This is a genomic window from Hymenobacter wooponensis (assembly GCF_004745865.1).
Classification (GTDB): domain Bacteria; phylum Bacteroidota; class Bacteroidia; order Cytophagales; family Hymenobacteraceae; genus Hymenobacter; species Hymenobacter wooponensis.
This window is the reverse complement of the sequence record NZ_SRKZ01000010.1, coordinates 59,750-73,780: the sequence shown is the minus strand read 5'-3', so window position 1 is coordinate 73,780 and position 14,031 is coordinate 59,750. Positions and strand designations below refer to the sequence as shown.

Here is a 14,031-nt window from a genome sequence, read left to right as displayed (position 1 = left end):
GTAAGGCGCGACTACAACGCGAATAGTCGCGGGATGAAGTTCGAGATTTGGAGCTAGAGGGTTACGGCTTCTGAAGGAGTAGATAGAAGTTGTAGCCCTATTCTGTGGTCTGCTCTTCTTGCTGCTGCTTGCTGAAAACAGAGAGCAAAAGGCCACTGCACATACCGAAGAGGCCTAGGATGGCAAGTAGACCGCTGAGTTCCTTGTCTGCGGACGTAAGCAGAATAAGATCGGCATAGCCGACGGTGGGAAGGGTGGCCACTCCCCACGACATGGTATAGTGAACACAACCAAATTCACTAGGTTGGGCCTTACTATCTAGGGTGTACATGATACTAGGGGCTAGGAGGAGCATAAGGCCAACGGCCACCAGCATAACGAGAGAGGCGGCCCTTTTATGACGAACGAAAGCCTCTATAACGTGCAGGGCTGACATATAGCGTGCCACCTTCAGCCCACAAAAGAGGCGTGAGACCCAGAGAGTACGAAAGCCGCGGCCAGCCTAGCCAGAGCTGGTGGTAGTGCCGGTCTTGCTCGCGCGACCACCTCCAGAGGGTGTAGCCCAAGGTCAATATGTGAAGAAATAGCCGCTCCACCCGGAGCAAGAGAAAGCTGAACGCGGTGCCTATTCTCCTGAGCAGCTGCAGCACAAGCATTGCCGCGTCAAGCATGATCCAGTTAGCAAAAAGCCAATGTACTATTCGCTCAATAGTCGCTAGGCCACTATTATATGTAGGTAGTGTAACCTGTTCATAAGCTGGTAAAGGATACTCTAGTAACATAATAAGTACTGATATAATCAGGAGGACGTCTGAATGCCCCGGCTGATTACATAGCGGCAGTATGGCTTACTGCACCAGAATTAAGTAAGTAATAGCAGAAGCGAATATATTAATAAGTAAAACTCCTTCAGTAGGATATTGCCGGGGGTGAGACAGTAACAAATAAAACGTCGAGGGTGCGCGGAGGCAAAGCACTTCCAGTACGTGGTTATAGTCAAGTGACTAGCCAGTACTAGAGGTGCTTTGCCTCCGCGCACCCTCGACGTTTACGGTATGCTAACCGGCAGAGTCTGGGCTGTCACTCCTAGGAAAATGGAGCCAGAGCAGCGAGTAGAGTGGTGGTAATGCGACGCCAGTGCGCGTACGACCAGGCACTTTCCGGTTGCAGGCTGAAGGCAATAGCATCACGCTTGGCGTTGGCTGCCCAGGCCAGTAACACATGGCGGCTAGGCAACGGCTGCTGGCTGTGCAATGATGTAGGCCACTGCTCTTCGGGCCACGCCTGCAAAAAGTACTCGGCCTGGTCGGCAATGCGGGCCAGCCGTGCGGCAGCGTATGGGTCGGAGTGGTAAATGTGGCGGGCGTTCCGGTAAAGCTCGCGTAACGCCTTGCTCACGGTAGAAACCTGGGTGGGATCTGTCGGAAAGGAGGAGACTGACTTTTTCATTGGCCCCACCTACGACTTGGTTAAGGGAACTGGATTGTCAATTTCAGGTAAAAAAGGGGCCAAATGAAGTATAGTTTAGAAGAGGAATTTTTCGGTGAAAACAGGTGTTTAAGCGCCCGCTTCGGGTTTTTCAGGCCGAAAGCTGTCGGGGCAACTCGGTGTCGTCGGGTAGCACCTCGGCACCGGTGCCGTGATCGGGAGCTAGGGCTTTCCAAGTGGCCTGCTTGAGCTCATCGAGCCGGCGCAGCGTGTCGGTGACCGTAGCGTTAGTGCGGATTTTCTCGAAGAGGCCAGTGCGGTGCCCCACCTTAATCAGCTGCTCCACCACAAAGGGTAACACCCAGCCCACCACGCTCGAAGCCAGTACTCCGCGCAGGCCTAGCCGCACGAGCAAACGAGTGGCCATGCGCTCCAGCAGCAGCGCACGAGCCGCGGGCAGGGCTTTATTGCTGAGAAAGTCAACCACTAGTTGTGCGTTGCCCTTCTGAACCTCTGCCCTAAGCACATCCTGCACGGAGTCGAGAGCGGTGCGAACTGCACGCTGAAATAACCGGCCTGTTTGCCAGGCGCGTAGGCCAGTAGCTCGGGCAGCCTGGAGGAGCGGGGGCAGAAACGAAACTTTTTTCATGGAAGTAAGCGCGACAGTATGTGTACGGCAACCCGTAAAATATGGTTAATGTGGGAGCGGAGCCTAACCACCCGGGCCAGTTTAGCGTCCTGGTAAACAGGCGCGCTGAACTGAGCGTGCCCTCACCCGCTCCTTATGCAACATATTACGATTTCCGCGCCCGGAGGGCCAGATGTCTTACAACTCCAAGATGCCCCAAAGCCCCAGCCAGCGCCGCACGAAGTACTGGTGCGGGTAGAAGCTGCTGGCGTAAACCGCCCCGATGTACTCCTGCGCCAGGGCAAGTACCGCGGTAGCGGCGATGTAGTGGGTATGGTGCCGGGCCTGGAAATAGCGGGCCGCGTAGAGCAGTGCGGTGCCGCCGTAACGCGCTGGCAGCCCGGCGACGCGGTGTGCGCGCTGCTGGCGGCCGGCGGTTACGCTGAGTATGCCGTGGTTGATGCGGGACATTGCTTGCCGGTGCCCGAGGGCTGGAGCATGATTGAAGCCGCTTCCCTGCCCGAAACTGTGTTCACTGTGTGGCACAACGTATTCCAACGCGGAGCCTTGCAGCCCGGCGAAACCTTGCTGGTGCATGGGGGCAGCAGTGGCATTGGCATAACCGCCATTCAGCTGGCGCATGCCCTGGGCAGCCGCGTGGCTGCTACCGCCGGCAGCGCCGAGAAGTGTGAGGCGCTGCGCCCCCTAGGGGCCGATGTGGTAATCAACTACAAAGAAGCCGACTTTGAGCAGGTGCTGGCCGAAGAGGGTGTGGATGTGGTGCTGGACATGATTGGCGGCGACTACACGCCCAAAAACTTGCGCCTGCTACGCCCCGATGGCCGACTGGTATTCATCAATGCTATGCAGGGTGGCCTAGCTGAGTTTAACGCCCTGGAGGTAATGGCCCGCCGCCTCACCATTACGGGCAGCACCTTGCGGCCCCGTTCTGCGGAGTTCAAGGCGGCGTTGGCCGTAGCCGTAGAGCAGCGGGTGTGGCCGCTGCTGGCCGCGGGTAAGTTTCGGCCGGTTATTTACCGCACGTTTCCGCTCCATGAAGCGGCCGCCGCGCACCAGCTGCTGGAAAGCAGCACCCACATCGGGAAGCTGGTGCTGGAAGTAGCGCACGAGGAGGAGCAGAGGCAGATTGCGTAAACCCTACCGAAACTCAAGCGTAACCGTACAACGGTTGAGCTTGAAGCGCGTTTTGTTAGCGGCGGTAGCTGCAACAGTGTAACGCAGAACTTACACAGCTTTTAAGCTCAGCTATTGCTTGCTCACCAACTACCTACTAATGAAAACAGCCATACTGATTGGAGCTACGGGCCTAGTCGGCGACTACTTGCTCCGGCAGCTACTCCTCGACGACCGTTTCACTAGCATTAAAGTGTTTACCCGTCGGCCCACGGGCTATCAAAACCCCAAGCTGCAAGAACACTTAGTTGATTTTCAGCAGCCCCAGCAGTGGAGCGAGCTGCTAACCGGGGATGTGCTATTCTCCACCCTTGGTACCACGCTCAAACAGGCTGGCAGCCAAGCCGCTCAGTATGAAATAGACTATACGTACCAGTACCGCGCTGCCCAGGCCGCCGCCGAGCACGGAGTGGAAGCTCTGGTGCTGGTTTCTTCGGCCGGCGCCGATGCTCATTCCATGATCTTCTACAGCCGGATGAAGGGAGAACTAGAGCGGGATGTTAAAAAACTTCCCTTCCGTCGCATCCGGGTGCTGCAGCCCGGGATGTTGGCCGGCGCCCGAAAGGAGCCCCGTACCGGCGAGCGGATAGGCCTGGCCCTGGGTAGCCTGCTAGGCCAGGTGCCAGTGCTGCGGCAGTATCGCCCCATTCACGGCCGCACCGTTGCTCAAGCCATGATCAACGCCGCCCTCGACGACACCCCTGGCGTACAAACTATCACGCTGGAAGACGTATTTATCCGCGCCGAAGAGTAGCAGCTTGATTGAGTAATTTCCTTTACAGCTGCGCATTACATCTACGCATTTTATCCATGCACGTCGTCTGACGAAGGAAAAAGCTTACCACGTCAAGTACAGGTCGTTCTAGGCCAGTCGTTCAGTCGTGGTCAGAATCTTGATTACGTCTACGTACGGTTCGCTCCGTTCAGAATACCGTGCGGGAGTAGACTAGCCCAATGCTTTATCCTGCTCAGCCGGATTGCATCTCTCTTCTAATTAGGGAGCTGAACCAGCCACTAAAAAAAAGCCCGCTGTACAGCGGGCTTTTTTTAGTGGGGCAAGTGCTGAGTGGCCTAGGCCCGCTTCCACTTAATGGTGCAGCCGATAGCCTTGGTAGAATTTAGTGAGGCGGGCTTACCGGCAATAATATCGGCCATGGCGTTTTCCAGATACTTGGTCTTCACTTGGCTGGCATCCTCGGAGTTGTCGTCGATAGCGCCAATGTAGCTAACTACAAAGCCGTTGCCTTGGCGGGTGAGCACGTAGAGATGGGGCGTGCGGGTGGCGCCGTAGGCCTTGGCAATCTGCTGGGTCTCATCCTGCAGGTAAGGGAAGGCGTACCTCTTTTCCTTGGCCCGCTTTTGCATGTCAGCGAAGGAGTCGCCGGGGGCCACGGCAGGGTCGTTGGGGTTGATGGCTACTACGGGGTAGCCCTGGCTGGCGTACTTGGTATTCAAGTCGATAATGCGCTGCTCGTAGGCCTTGGCGTAGGGGCAGGTGTTGCAGGTAAACACCACGATGTAGCCCTTCGCCGTCTTATTGTCGGCCAGCGAAACCATCTTTCCATCCACGTTCTTGAGCTTGAAATCGGTGGCCTTGTCGCCCACCTGATACCCCGCCGCAGCCGGCCGAAGTACGATGAAGCTGCTCAACGCCAATACCAGGCAAGCAGCCAGAAACGGAAGTAGCTTTTTCATAAGGCAAAGAGGTAAAGTGGATGAGTGAAGAAGTATCCTTCCGATGAAGGAGGAACCTGGGCTAATCGTCAGGAGAGTAACGCAGCTTTCTCCCTCTTGTCAGAATAACAGTATGTTACGAAATGCCCGCTACTTTACAAAGGCTTGAACCTGCTTGTTCAACTCCTCGGCGGTGAGTTCTTGCTCGAAGGTAGTGCGCATGTTGCGGGCTTTGTTCACAATGATGGTAAAGGGCAAGGCCCCCGTCCATTTAGAATCCACCTTATCCATCCAGGAGTTCGGGTCGGGCTCATTCAGCAGCACCACTTCCGACTTCAGGCCCCGCTTCTGCACGAAGGGCTTTACTTTTTTGTCGAGCTGAGAAGCGTAGTCCATGCTCACCAGCAGCACTTTTACCTTTTGCTTGGCGTAGGTGGTGCTGAGCTGATCGAAATGAGGTAGCTCTTTCACACAGGGGGCGCACCAGGTAGCCCAGAAGTTGACCACGTAGGTGGTATCGTTCTGGCGGCTTAGGCGCTTCTGCAGCTCCGGCAGCTTTATGACCGTGACTTGTTGTGCTAGGCCAGGCAGAGCAAACAGGAGGGCCGCCGCCAGCGCAAGGAATTTCAATTGCTTCATGTTAGGAGAGAAGGAAAGTAGGTGTGCTAAAGACAGCAACAACTGGTCATAAGTTGCGAAGGGGGCTCAGCGGCTGGCTTGGGAATGGGTAGAGACGCAATTGTTGGAGTCTCCTTGTTGAATGATTACATCTAAGCGACTGGCCTAGAATAGCAGGGTGAGCAGCCTCAGCACGCGCCGAAAGGCAAAATATTGCGTCTCTACCTCGTTTTTATGTTAACAAGATATAACACCGGCACTACGGCGCGTGGTACGTATGTTGCGCACAAACCTTCCGTTACCTTTGTTACTCTTCTGAAAAACGCTCCCCTTTGGGTTATGAATAAAACGTATTGCCCCAGCCTCACCGAGTATAAGCGCCGTCTCAGCCGCGAAGTGAAGATTGGCGACCTGCCCATGGGTGGGCTCAACCCCATTCGGGTGCAGAGCATGACCACCGTGGACACTATGGACACGCTGGGCTCAGTGGAGCAGACGCTGCGCATGGTGGAAGCGGGCTGCGAGTACGTGCGCATCACGGCGCCCAGCGTGAAGGAGGCCCAGAACCTGCTGGAAATCAAGAAGGAGCTGCGCAAGCGCGGCTGCAACGTGCCTCTCATTGCCGACATTCACTTCACACCCAACGCCGCCGAACTGGCCGCCCGCATCGTGGAGAAAGTGCGTGTGAACCCCGGCAACTACGCCGACAAGAAGAAGTTCGACATTATTGAATACACCGATGCTACCTACGCCGCCGAGGTGGAACGCATTCGGGAGCGGTTCCGGCCGTTGGTTCAGATCTGCAAGCAGTACGGCACCGCCATGCGCATCGGCACCAACCACGGCTCCCTGTCCGACCGGATTCTGAGCCGCTACGGCGACACTCCGCTGGGCATGGTGGAATCGGCGCTGGAGTTTTTGCGCCTCTGCGAGGAGGAGAACTACTACGATGTGGTGCTGAGCATGAAAGCCAGCAACACCCAGGTAATGGTACAGGCCTACCGCCTGCTGGTGCAAAAGCTGGACGAAGAAGGCCTGCAGCCCTACCCGCTGCACCTGGGCGTAACGGAGGCCGGTGAAGCCGAAGACGGCCGCATCAAGAGCGCCGTGGGCATTGGCACGCTGCTGGAAGACGGCCTCGGCGACACCGTGCGCGTGTCACTCACCGAAGCCCCCGAAGCCGAAGCCCCCGTTGCTAAGGCCCTCATCGACCGGTACACCAACCGCGCCGCTGAAGCCAAGCCTATTGCCCCGCTAGCCGCTGATTTTACGGCCGCTGTGGTTAACAACGCAGCCCTAGGCCAGTCGGAAACCGCCGCGGTAGTAACGGCCGATGCTGATCTGTCGCCGATTGACCCCTTCCAGTACCACCGCCGCGCCACCCGCGAGGTGCTGAACCTGGGCGGGCAGAACGTGCCCCGCGTAATGGCTGACCTCTCGCGCCTGCCCGGCCTGGAGTACGCCGACTTACGCGCTGTAGGCCACCTGTACTCAGCCTTCCTCGACAAGTTCCAGATGAATGATCTGGGGGCCGACTACGTGTACTCGGGCCAGCGCCCAATTCCGTTCATGCTGCCCAATGGCTTGAAGGAAGTAGTGGACTTCTCCGCCTGGGTGGATGGCGGCCAGCGCTCTGACCACTTCCCAGCCTTCATGGCGGCGGAGTTTGCCACCTCGGAGGCGCGGCACCCGGAGCTAAACTTCGTGTTTCATAATCTGGCTTCATTGACGGAAGAAGCGCTAGGCCTGCTCCACGCCGACCCTACGGCCGTGCTCATTCTTTCTACCGATAACGCCCACGCTATGCCGGAAATCCGGCGGGCCTTCTTCCGGCTGATTGACAAGAAGATAACCAACCCGGTTATCATTAATCGCCAGTACCCCGTGCTCACGCCCGAGCAAACGCAGCTTTACGCCGCCACCGACGTGGGAGGCCTCCTGCTCGATGGCCTCGGCGACGGGGTGGTACTGAGCACCGAGCTGCTGCCCGAGCGTAGCAAGGAGGAGTGGCTCCAGACCCTCGACCAGCTCAATCAGCTCAGCTTCGGGATTCTGCAGGCGGCCCGCACGCGCATGTCCAAAACGGAGTATATCAGCTGCCCCAGCTGCGGCCGTACCCTGTTCGACCTCCAAGAAACCACCGCCATGATCCGTAAGCGCACCGACCACCTCAAGGGCGTGAAAATCGGCATTATGGGCTGTATTGTGAACGGCCCCGGCGAAATGGCCGACGCCGACTACGGCTACGTGGGCGTGGGCAAAGGCAAAATTGCCCTCTACCGAGGCCAGGAGGTCATCAAGAAGTCTGTACCCGAAGAACAAGCCGTAGACCAGCTCATCGACCTCATGCGCGAGGATGGCAAGTGGATTGAGCCTGTGTTTTTAGAGGAGCCGGTGATAGGGTAGATCCTATAGGTATAAAAAGCAGTGAGGTAACCATGTTGATCTATTCCAAAGGAAGGATTAATAAGGTTACCTCGCTGCTTTTCGCGGATAAATACCCACACAACTAGCAAATTCTAAGCTTTTGGATATGGTGGGCCGGCACATGCTCTCTTTTGTTTTTGTAGGCCTGTATTTTTTTCAGTGGGCATTACTAGTTAATTGGTTTACTCCAGGTGCAAGTGCCTATCCAAATTCATGTGGAGCTGCCAACGGCGCACTCGTAATGTTTGCTCTCTTAATTAGTGCTATATATTTTGTGATATTGGTAATTAAAATCCTGCTTGCTGAAGGGCAATATAAATCGGATTATATAAAAATTTTTTCATAAATTTTTCACCTCTAATGTTTTTTATGCTAAATGTATTAATAAATTAACATTAGAGCCTTATTAATAAATTATATATTAATATATGAAAATTATCGTAAAATGTTTAATATTAGTAATAAGTAGTGTTAATGCATTTGCACAAACTCGAATCCAAACTGAATTTGTAGCACAGCGCGGCTGGATTTACTTGGATTATCCAAGACGAGGTATTTCTTTCGATTCAGTTGCAAATCCAAGTCGACAATATATTCCCATAGATTATATCCAGCTTGCTGATTACAAGGTAGTTTTGTATGGTACTGGTGCCATATATGTTTTTAAACCCGGGCAGTAAACAACAGATAAGGCAGATTATCCTGATCCTAAGCGAGGGGGCTGGCCGCCTGAATTAATAGCGTATGCCGATAGGAAGCTTCTTTTCATCTCCGTAACCGATGGATACGTTAGGCCCCGCAGAGAAATGTTAGTCGAACTGAATCTGGATAATGGAACGTATCAGGTAATTGATTGGGCTAAGGATATAAATTCAGTGGCCTACTCAAGTGACTTAAACTAAATTTCATTTCTGAAAAATGGGGTAGAAACCAAATGGGTGCGGTGACTGTAAGAGTGCTTATGCGAGTATTATTGAGTATATGGTGACTAATTCATTACATGATGCCGTTATAGATCGATTTAAGTTTGATGCTACAAGAGGCCGACTGGAAGTTATTATTTGGGAAAGACAAGTAGATAAGAAAGTAGGGTGGTGGCAGCTAATTATCTCTGGCATAAAAAATGAAAAGGACATTCAACAAGTTCAAGCTGTAATAGATACTATTCTGGCAGGAAAAAAATACACTAGTTTAGGTTTACGGATAGATGAATTTAGCTGTATAAAGCAACCAGCCTCAGAGGATGGCACAACCTACATCGTCAATTTATTCATTGACCATCTTGCTCCATTAAAAATAGAGTGCGAAAAATGCAATCGGCTAAGTTTGGTCGGTAACACGTTTGAGACAAAGGCTTAAAACATCCGCGCCGCTCATCCGTCTACTTCTCCATGAAACTACGCGTAATCGTAACCGGAGCCACTGGGATGGTGGGAGAGGGAGTACTACTTGAGTGCCTAGGCCACTCTGAGGTGGAAGAGGTACTGTCCATTAGCCGCAAGCCCAGCGGCATCTCGCACCCCAAGCTGCGGGAAATCCTGCACAGCGACTTTCAGAACCTGGCACCCATTGCCGACCATCTCACGGGCTACAACGCCTGCTTTTTCTGCTTGGGCGTGTCGTCGGTGGGAATGAAGGAGCCGGAGTACCGCCGCCTGACCTACGACCTCACCCTGCACTTCGCCCAAACGCTGCTGCCCCGCAACCCCGCCCTCACGTTCTGCTACGTGTCGGGCGCGGGCACCGATGGCACCCTGAAAAGCCGCCAAATGTGGGCGCGTGTAAAGGGCGAAACGGAGAATACCTTGCTGAAACTGGGCTTCCAGGATGCCTATATGTTTCGGCCGGGCTTTCTGCGCGCTACCCCAGGTCAGCAGCACGTGTTGTCGTACTACAAGTATTTTGGTTGGCTGTTCCCGGTGTTGCGGACTGTTACGCCTAATTATGCCTCAACGCTCACGGAGCTAGGCCAGGCAATGATTCGTGTAGCGCAGCGCGGCTATTTGCGGAAGGTGCTGGAAGTACCCGATATCGTACTGCTGGGAAAGCGCTAGGCCAGTATTCCCGCATTTACCACCAGTACCGTTCCGACCAAAACAAGGAATCTAGGTTAGCCCTCTGATCCATTACTCTAGATACCTTGCCGCGGTCGGAAGGAAAGCTGGCGAAACATTCTGCCGCTTACTCGCCAGGTTTTCCGTCAGGCTCATCGGTAGCTGAAACAATTAGCGGATATTTGTCAGAATTTTCCGCTCCTAGTTTTCCCTCGTTTGAGTCAGACGCCTGACCTTATTGCGCCAGTAGCGCTGGTATTGCCCTGCTACAACCCACCCGCCCACTGGACTACCAATATTCTGGAAAGTCTGGAACGGTTGCAGGCCCTGCTTCCTGCTGAGGTAGCGCCAGTGCACCTGTACGTCATCAATGATGGTAGTGCCGCCGTGACGGCCGCCGATGTAAAGTTCCTGCAGGAGCGCCTGCCGCACTTCACCTACCTCACGTACCCCATCAACCGGGGCAAGGGATACGCGCTACGCACTGGCATGGAGCACGTAAAGGAGCCAATCTGTTTGTTCACCGACATTGACTTTCCGTACGAGGAGCCCAGCGTAGCCAACGTGTATGAGGCCCTGCGCACCGGGCAGTGCGACGTGGCCGTAGGTACCCGCGATGAGGCCTACTACGCCCACGTGCCGGCGGGCCGGGTATTTATCTCCAAAGCGCTCCGCCGCAGCACGCGCTTTCTGCTGGGGCTGGCCGTGTCGGATACCCAGTGTGGGCTCAAGGGCTTCAACCAGCGGGGGCGGGAGGTATTTTTGCGCGGGCAGATTGACCGTTATCTGTTCGATCTGGAGTTCATTTTCCTGGCTTCTCGGCCCGCCGCTAACCTCCGCGTAAAGGCCGTGCCCGTACGGCTTAAGCCCGGCATCATCTTCTCCCAGCTGAACCCTAGAATACTGCTCACCGAAAGTGGCAGCTTCCTAAAAATTCTGCTGGCCCGGTTTAAGTAGGGCGAGTATCGCAGGTGAGGCTTCCCATTTACTTTGGCGCCCCAAAGCCGTAAGCATAGGTGTTGCTTCCGGTATCAATGGAAGTGGCTCCGTGGCCATGACTACTCGTCTGCTAACACTCCCCGAGCTTGGGTTGCTGCTGTATATGCTTCGGGGCAAGCCGGAAGCCGAGCGCCTGCTGGCAGGCCTGCCCACCGCCCGGGTCGAGGAGCTGGAGGATGGTGGGATGGGCAGCCTGCAGTTTGTAAGCGGCAAGCAGAACCGGCGCCTAGGCCACCTGCTGGCCACCACATGGTACACCGATGCCGATGGCGTAGCCGTGCTGGCCTCTTTGTATGCTGACGCCGATGGCGAGCTGTTTGAGCTGGATAGCTGGAAGGTTGACGACTCGCCCCTGCAGCGTATCCCGGCCTTCTAAAGCCGTCATGGCCTACTTACACTTTTCTTTGCGGCGGGTGTCGATGATGTGGGCTATTTTCCAGCCATCGGTCAGCTTCACAAGTTGGAAGGAGTTATAGCCGCAGTGGCTGAAGGTGTTGCCCAGGTAAAACTCGTACGGCGTCCAGACACTCGCCAGATTAGCGTCAATCAGAACTTTGTCGAAGGTGATGCGCTCATCATACACCTCTTTGTGCGGGGTACCCACCTGCTTCACAAAGGCCGAAGGGTTCTCGGGGCGCAGTTGGGTTTGACCGTTTCGAGTACTGATCGTGTGGAATACTGCCCCAGGAGCTAACGTGGTCCGCACTAGGGTGCTGTCGCCCTTGCGCATGCCCTCGAAAAACGACTGTATTGTTTTCTTGACGGCTTCCGTTTCAGCGGCGGGTGCAGTTTGGGCGAATGCAGCGCTCGTGGCCGTCAGCAGCAAGCAGGAGAGGAGAAGTTTCTTCATGATGAGGGCGAGCCTATAATCCGTGCTCGGCGAAAAGGTAACGCAACGCTGGCAGAAGTTGCAATACTCCTATGGCACCGGCTATAGTGGCCTAGCAGACGAACCCCAGATACCCCACGTTAGAATAGGCGTAGTGAGTGCTAGGGGTGTCGTTCAGGTCGCACGTTAGCAGAAACCGAATCAGAGTAGAGTCGCCGGCGGGGTTGCGGGCCTGGATGGCGCGTGTCCTGGATGGCGCTGGTAGAGTAGGTGCCAAGTAGCCAGCGTTACCCGGTAAAATTATGACCTAGGCCCGCGTCAGACGCTAATAGGGGCTATTTTTGCGGTGGCAACTGATCTGTTTGCCACTGCCCTTTGTTACGCTCCCATGGAAATCCGCCGCACCTTCGATCTGCTCACCCATTTGGTATCTCTCAACCCCACTGCTGATTGCCTGGTGGAGAAAAAAGCAGGCACCTGGCAGCCTCTGAGTGCCCAACGGGTGCAGGAGCTCAGCCAGCAGGTTAGCCTGGGCCTGCGGAGCTTGGGTATCGGGCGCGGCGACAAAGTGGCCATCATTTCCGCCAACCGCCCGGAGTGGGTAATTGCTGACTTCGGAATTGCTCAACTAGGGGCCGTGAGCGTGCCCATGTACCCCACCATTACGGTGGAAGACTACCGCCACATCTTCCAGGATGCCGGCGTGCAAGTAGTGCTAGTAGAAAACCAGAAGCTGCTAAACCGGGTGCAAGAGGCCGTATCGGGCCTTACGGAAGGGCCAGAATTTATCTTCACCTTTGATAAGCTAGCGGGCGTTCAGTCTTTCGAGGAGCTGCTGGCGCTAGGCCAGGCCGCGGACGCTGCTGGCCTGGAGGAGCTAAAAGCGGCCGTGCAGCCCGACGACCTACTGACCCTGATTTACACCTCGGGCACCACGGGGCGGCCCAAGGGGGTAATGCTTAGCCACGAAAATATTCTGCACAACTGCCGCAACCTTACCGGGTATCTGCCATTGCCTGCTGGGCAGAAAGCCCTGAGCTTCCTGCCGCTGAGCCATATTTTTGAGCGCACCGCCACCTTCCTGTATCTGCTGCTGGGGTTCAGCGTGTGGTATGCCGAAAGCGTGGAGCGCATCGCCGACAACCTACGCGAGGTGCAGCCTCAGGTGTTTACCACCGTGCCGCGCCTGCTGGAAAAGATCTACGACAAGATTGTGGCGAAAGGCAAGACTCTGACGGGCGTGAAGAAAAAGCTGTTCTTCTGGGCCCTCGACCTAGGCCTCCGCTACGATACCCAGCAAGACCAAGGGTTCTTGTACAATACGCAGTTGGCCCTGGCTAATAAGCTTATCTTCAGTAAGTGGCGTGAGGCGATGGGCGGGCAGGTGCACTACATTGTGAGCGGGGGCGGCGCCCTGCAGCCTCGCCTGGCGCGGGTGTTCTGGGCGGCTGGTATTCGGGTGATGGAGGGCTACGGCATGACGGAAACCTCGCCGGTAATTGCGGCCAGCCAGCCCGAAGCTAGCGGCAACCTCATTGGGGCCGTGGGCCCGGTAATACCCGGCGTGGAAGTGAAGCTGGCCGCCGACGGTGAAATCCTGACTCGCTCGCCCTCCGTGATGCAGGGCTACTACAACCGCCCCGATTTGACCGCCGAGGTTATTGACGCCGATGGGTGGATGCACACCGGCGATATCGGAGAATTTGTGCAGGGTAAGTTTCTGAAAATCACCGACCGCAAGAAGGAAATGTTTAAAACTTCCAACGGCAAATACGTGGCCCCGCAACCCCTGGAATCGAAACTGGCGGAGTCGCCGCTGGTGGAGCAGTGCATGGTAGTTGGGGAGGGGCAGAAGTTTGCGGCGGCTTTGCTGGTGCCAGCTTTTGAGGAGCTGCGAGCCTGGGCCAAAAACCGCGGCATCCCCACCGACTTATCCGATGCGGCCCTGGCGGCCCACGCCCAGGTGCAGCAGCTCTACGAGGAGCTTGTGCAGCGTGCCAACGCGGCTTTTGCCCAGTGGGAACAGATCAAGAAGGTATCATTGCTGCCAGTGCTCTGGAGCGTAGAATCGGGCGAGCTTACGCCCACCATGAAGGTGAAGCGCAAAATTATTGCCCAAAACAACCAGCAGCGCATCGAGGAGTTCTACCGCTAGCAATTGCCGCGCAAGCGTGCTAGGC

General features: G+C 55.6%; 16 protein-coding genes. 9 read left to right on the top strand and 7 right to left on the bottom strand.

What is annotated here, in order from left to right; translation table 11 throughout:
- Positions 1 to 97: 97 nt before the first annotated feature.
- From EU557_RS24360 to EU557_RS24350, 3 genes are all read right to left on the bottom strand, one after another.
- Entirely contained in the window at positions 98 to 331 is a 234-nt protein-coding gene (locus tag EU557_RS24360) for a hypothetical protein (protein ID WP_135533054.1), read from the bottom strand.
- Between the two features lie 755 nt (positions 332 to 1,086).
- Positions 1,087 to 1,449 (bottom strand): hypothetical protein, encoded by a 363-nt coding sequence (locus tag EU557_RS24355; protein WP_135533053.1) that lies wholly within the window; start codon positions 1,447 to 1,449, stop codon positions 1,087 to 1,089.
- A 130-nt stretch (positions 1,450 to 1,579) separates the two neighbouring features.
- A complete protein-coding gene (locus EU557_RS24350) occupies positions 1,580 to 2,077 on the bottom strand; it encodes a hypothetical protein (RefSeq protein ID WP_135533052.1) in 498 nt (165 codons plus the stop codon).
- A 135-nt stretch (positions 2,078 to 2,212) separates the two neighbouring features.
- Here EU557_RS24350 and EU557_RS24345 point away from each other — a divergent pair, with 135 nt between their 5' ends.
- Entirely contained in the window at positions 2,213 to 3,211 is a 999-nt protein-coding gene (locus EU557_RS24345; protein ID WP_135533051.1) for an NAD(P)H-quinone oxidoreductase, read from the top strand.
- Positions 3,212 to 3,350: 139 nt separating this feature from the next.
- A complete protein-coding gene (locus EU557_RS24340) occupies positions 3,351 to 4,004 on the top strand; it encodes an NAD(P)H-binding protein (protein WP_167855351.1) in 654 nt (217 codons plus the stop codon).
- 317 nt (positions 4,005 to 4,321) lie between these two features.
- On the opposite strand, the gene EU557_RS24335 is transcribed toward EU557_RS24340, so the two are convergent.
- Together EU557_RS24335 and EU557_RS24330 are read right to left on the bottom strand one after the other, a co-directional pair.
- The gene (locus EU557_RS24335) at positions 4,322 to 4,945 is read right to left on the bottom strand and encodes a thioredoxin family protein (RefSeq protein WP_135533050.1); all 624 of its coding nucleotides are present in this window, start codon (positions 4,943 to 4,945) and stop codon (positions 4,322 to 4,324) included.
- Between the two features lie 129 nt (positions 4,946 to 5,074).
- A complete protein-coding gene (locus EU557_RS24330; RefSeq protein ID WP_135533049.1) occupies positions 5,075 to 5,563 on the bottom strand; it encodes a TlpA disulfide reductase family protein in 489 nt (162 codons plus the stop codon).
- A 318-nt stretch (positions 5,564 to 5,881) separates the two neighbouring features.
- Between EU557_RS24330 and ispG the strand changes: the two genes are divergently transcribed.
- The 6 genes from ispG to EU557_RS24300 all read left to right on the top strand — a co-directional run bounded on the left by ispG (position 5,882) and on the right by EU557_RS24300 (position 11,398).
- Positions 5,882 to 7,948 carry a (E)-4-hydroxy-3-methylbut-2-enyl-diphosphate synthase gene (ispG, locus tag EU557_RS24325; RefSeq protein WP_135533048.1) on the top strand — a complete coding sequence of 689 codons (2,067 nt, stop codon included), beginning with the start codon at positions 5,882 to 5,884 and terminating at the stop codon, positions 7,946 to 7,948.
- 449 nt (positions 7,949 to 8,397) lie between these two features.
- Positions 8,398 to 8,649 carry a hypothetical protein gene (locus tag EU557_RS24320; protein WP_135533047.1) on the top strand — a complete coding sequence of 84 codons (252 nt, stop codon included), beginning with the start codon at positions 8,398 to 8,400 and terminating at the stop codon, positions 8,647 to 8,649.
- A 301-nt stretch (positions 8,650 to 8,950) separates the two neighbouring features.
- Positions 8,951 to 9,328: a hypothetical protein gene (locus tag EU557_RS24315; RefSeq protein ID WP_135533046.1), complete on the top strand. Its 378-nt coding sequence runs from the start codon at positions 8,951 to 8,953 to the stop codon at positions 9,326 to 9,328.
- A gap of 32 nt (positions 9,329 to 9,360) precedes the next feature.
- Positions 9,361 to 10,023, top strand: a complete 663-nt coding sequence (locus tag EU557_RS24310) for a Rossmann-fold NAD(P)-binding domain-containing protein (RefSeq protein ID WP_135533045.1) — start codon at positions 9,361 to 9,363, stop codon at positions 10,021 to 10,023.
- 216 nt (positions 10,024 to 10,239) lie between these two features.
- Positions 10,240 to 10,980, top strand: a complete 741-nt coding sequence (locus EU557_RS24305; RefSeq protein WP_167855350.1) for a glycosyltransferase — start codon at positions 10,240 to 10,242, stop codon at positions 10,978 to 10,980.
- Positions 10,981 to 11,077: 97 nt separating this feature from the next.
- Entirely contained in the window at positions 11,078 to 11,398 is a 321-nt protein-coding gene (locus EU557_RS24300) for a DUF6984 family protein (protein WP_135533043.1), read from the top strand.
- A 12-nt stretch (positions 11,399 to 11,410) separates the two neighbouring features.
- On the opposite strand, the gene EU557_RS24295 is transcribed toward EU557_RS24300, so the two are convergent.
- Both EU557_RS24295 and EU557_RS25630 read right to left on the bottom strand, forming a co-directional pair.
- Positions 11,411 to 11,872 carry a nuclear transport factor 2 family protein gene (locus tag EU557_RS24295; RefSeq protein ID WP_135533042.1) on the bottom strand — a complete coding sequence of 154 codons (462 nt, stop codon included), beginning with the start codon at positions 11,870 to 11,872 and terminating at the stop codon, positions 11,411 to 11,413.
- A gap of 91 nt (positions 11,873 to 11,963) precedes the next feature.
- Positions 11,964 to 12,128: a hypothetical protein gene (locus EU557_RS25630; protein WP_167855349.1), complete on the bottom strand. Its 165-nt coding sequence runs from the start codon at positions 12,126 to 12,128 to the stop codon at positions 11,964 to 11,966.
- A gap of 111 nt (positions 12,129 to 12,239) precedes the next feature.
- On the opposite strand from EU557_RS25630, the gene EU557_RS24290 reads away from it, so the two are divergent.
- Positions 12,240 to 14,006, top strand: a complete 1,767-nt coding sequence (locus tag EU557_RS24290; RefSeq protein ID WP_135533041.1) for an AMP-dependent synthetase/ligase — start codon at positions 12,240 to 12,242, stop codon at positions 14,004 to 14,006.
- Positions 14,007 to 14,031: the final 25 nt, after the last annotated feature.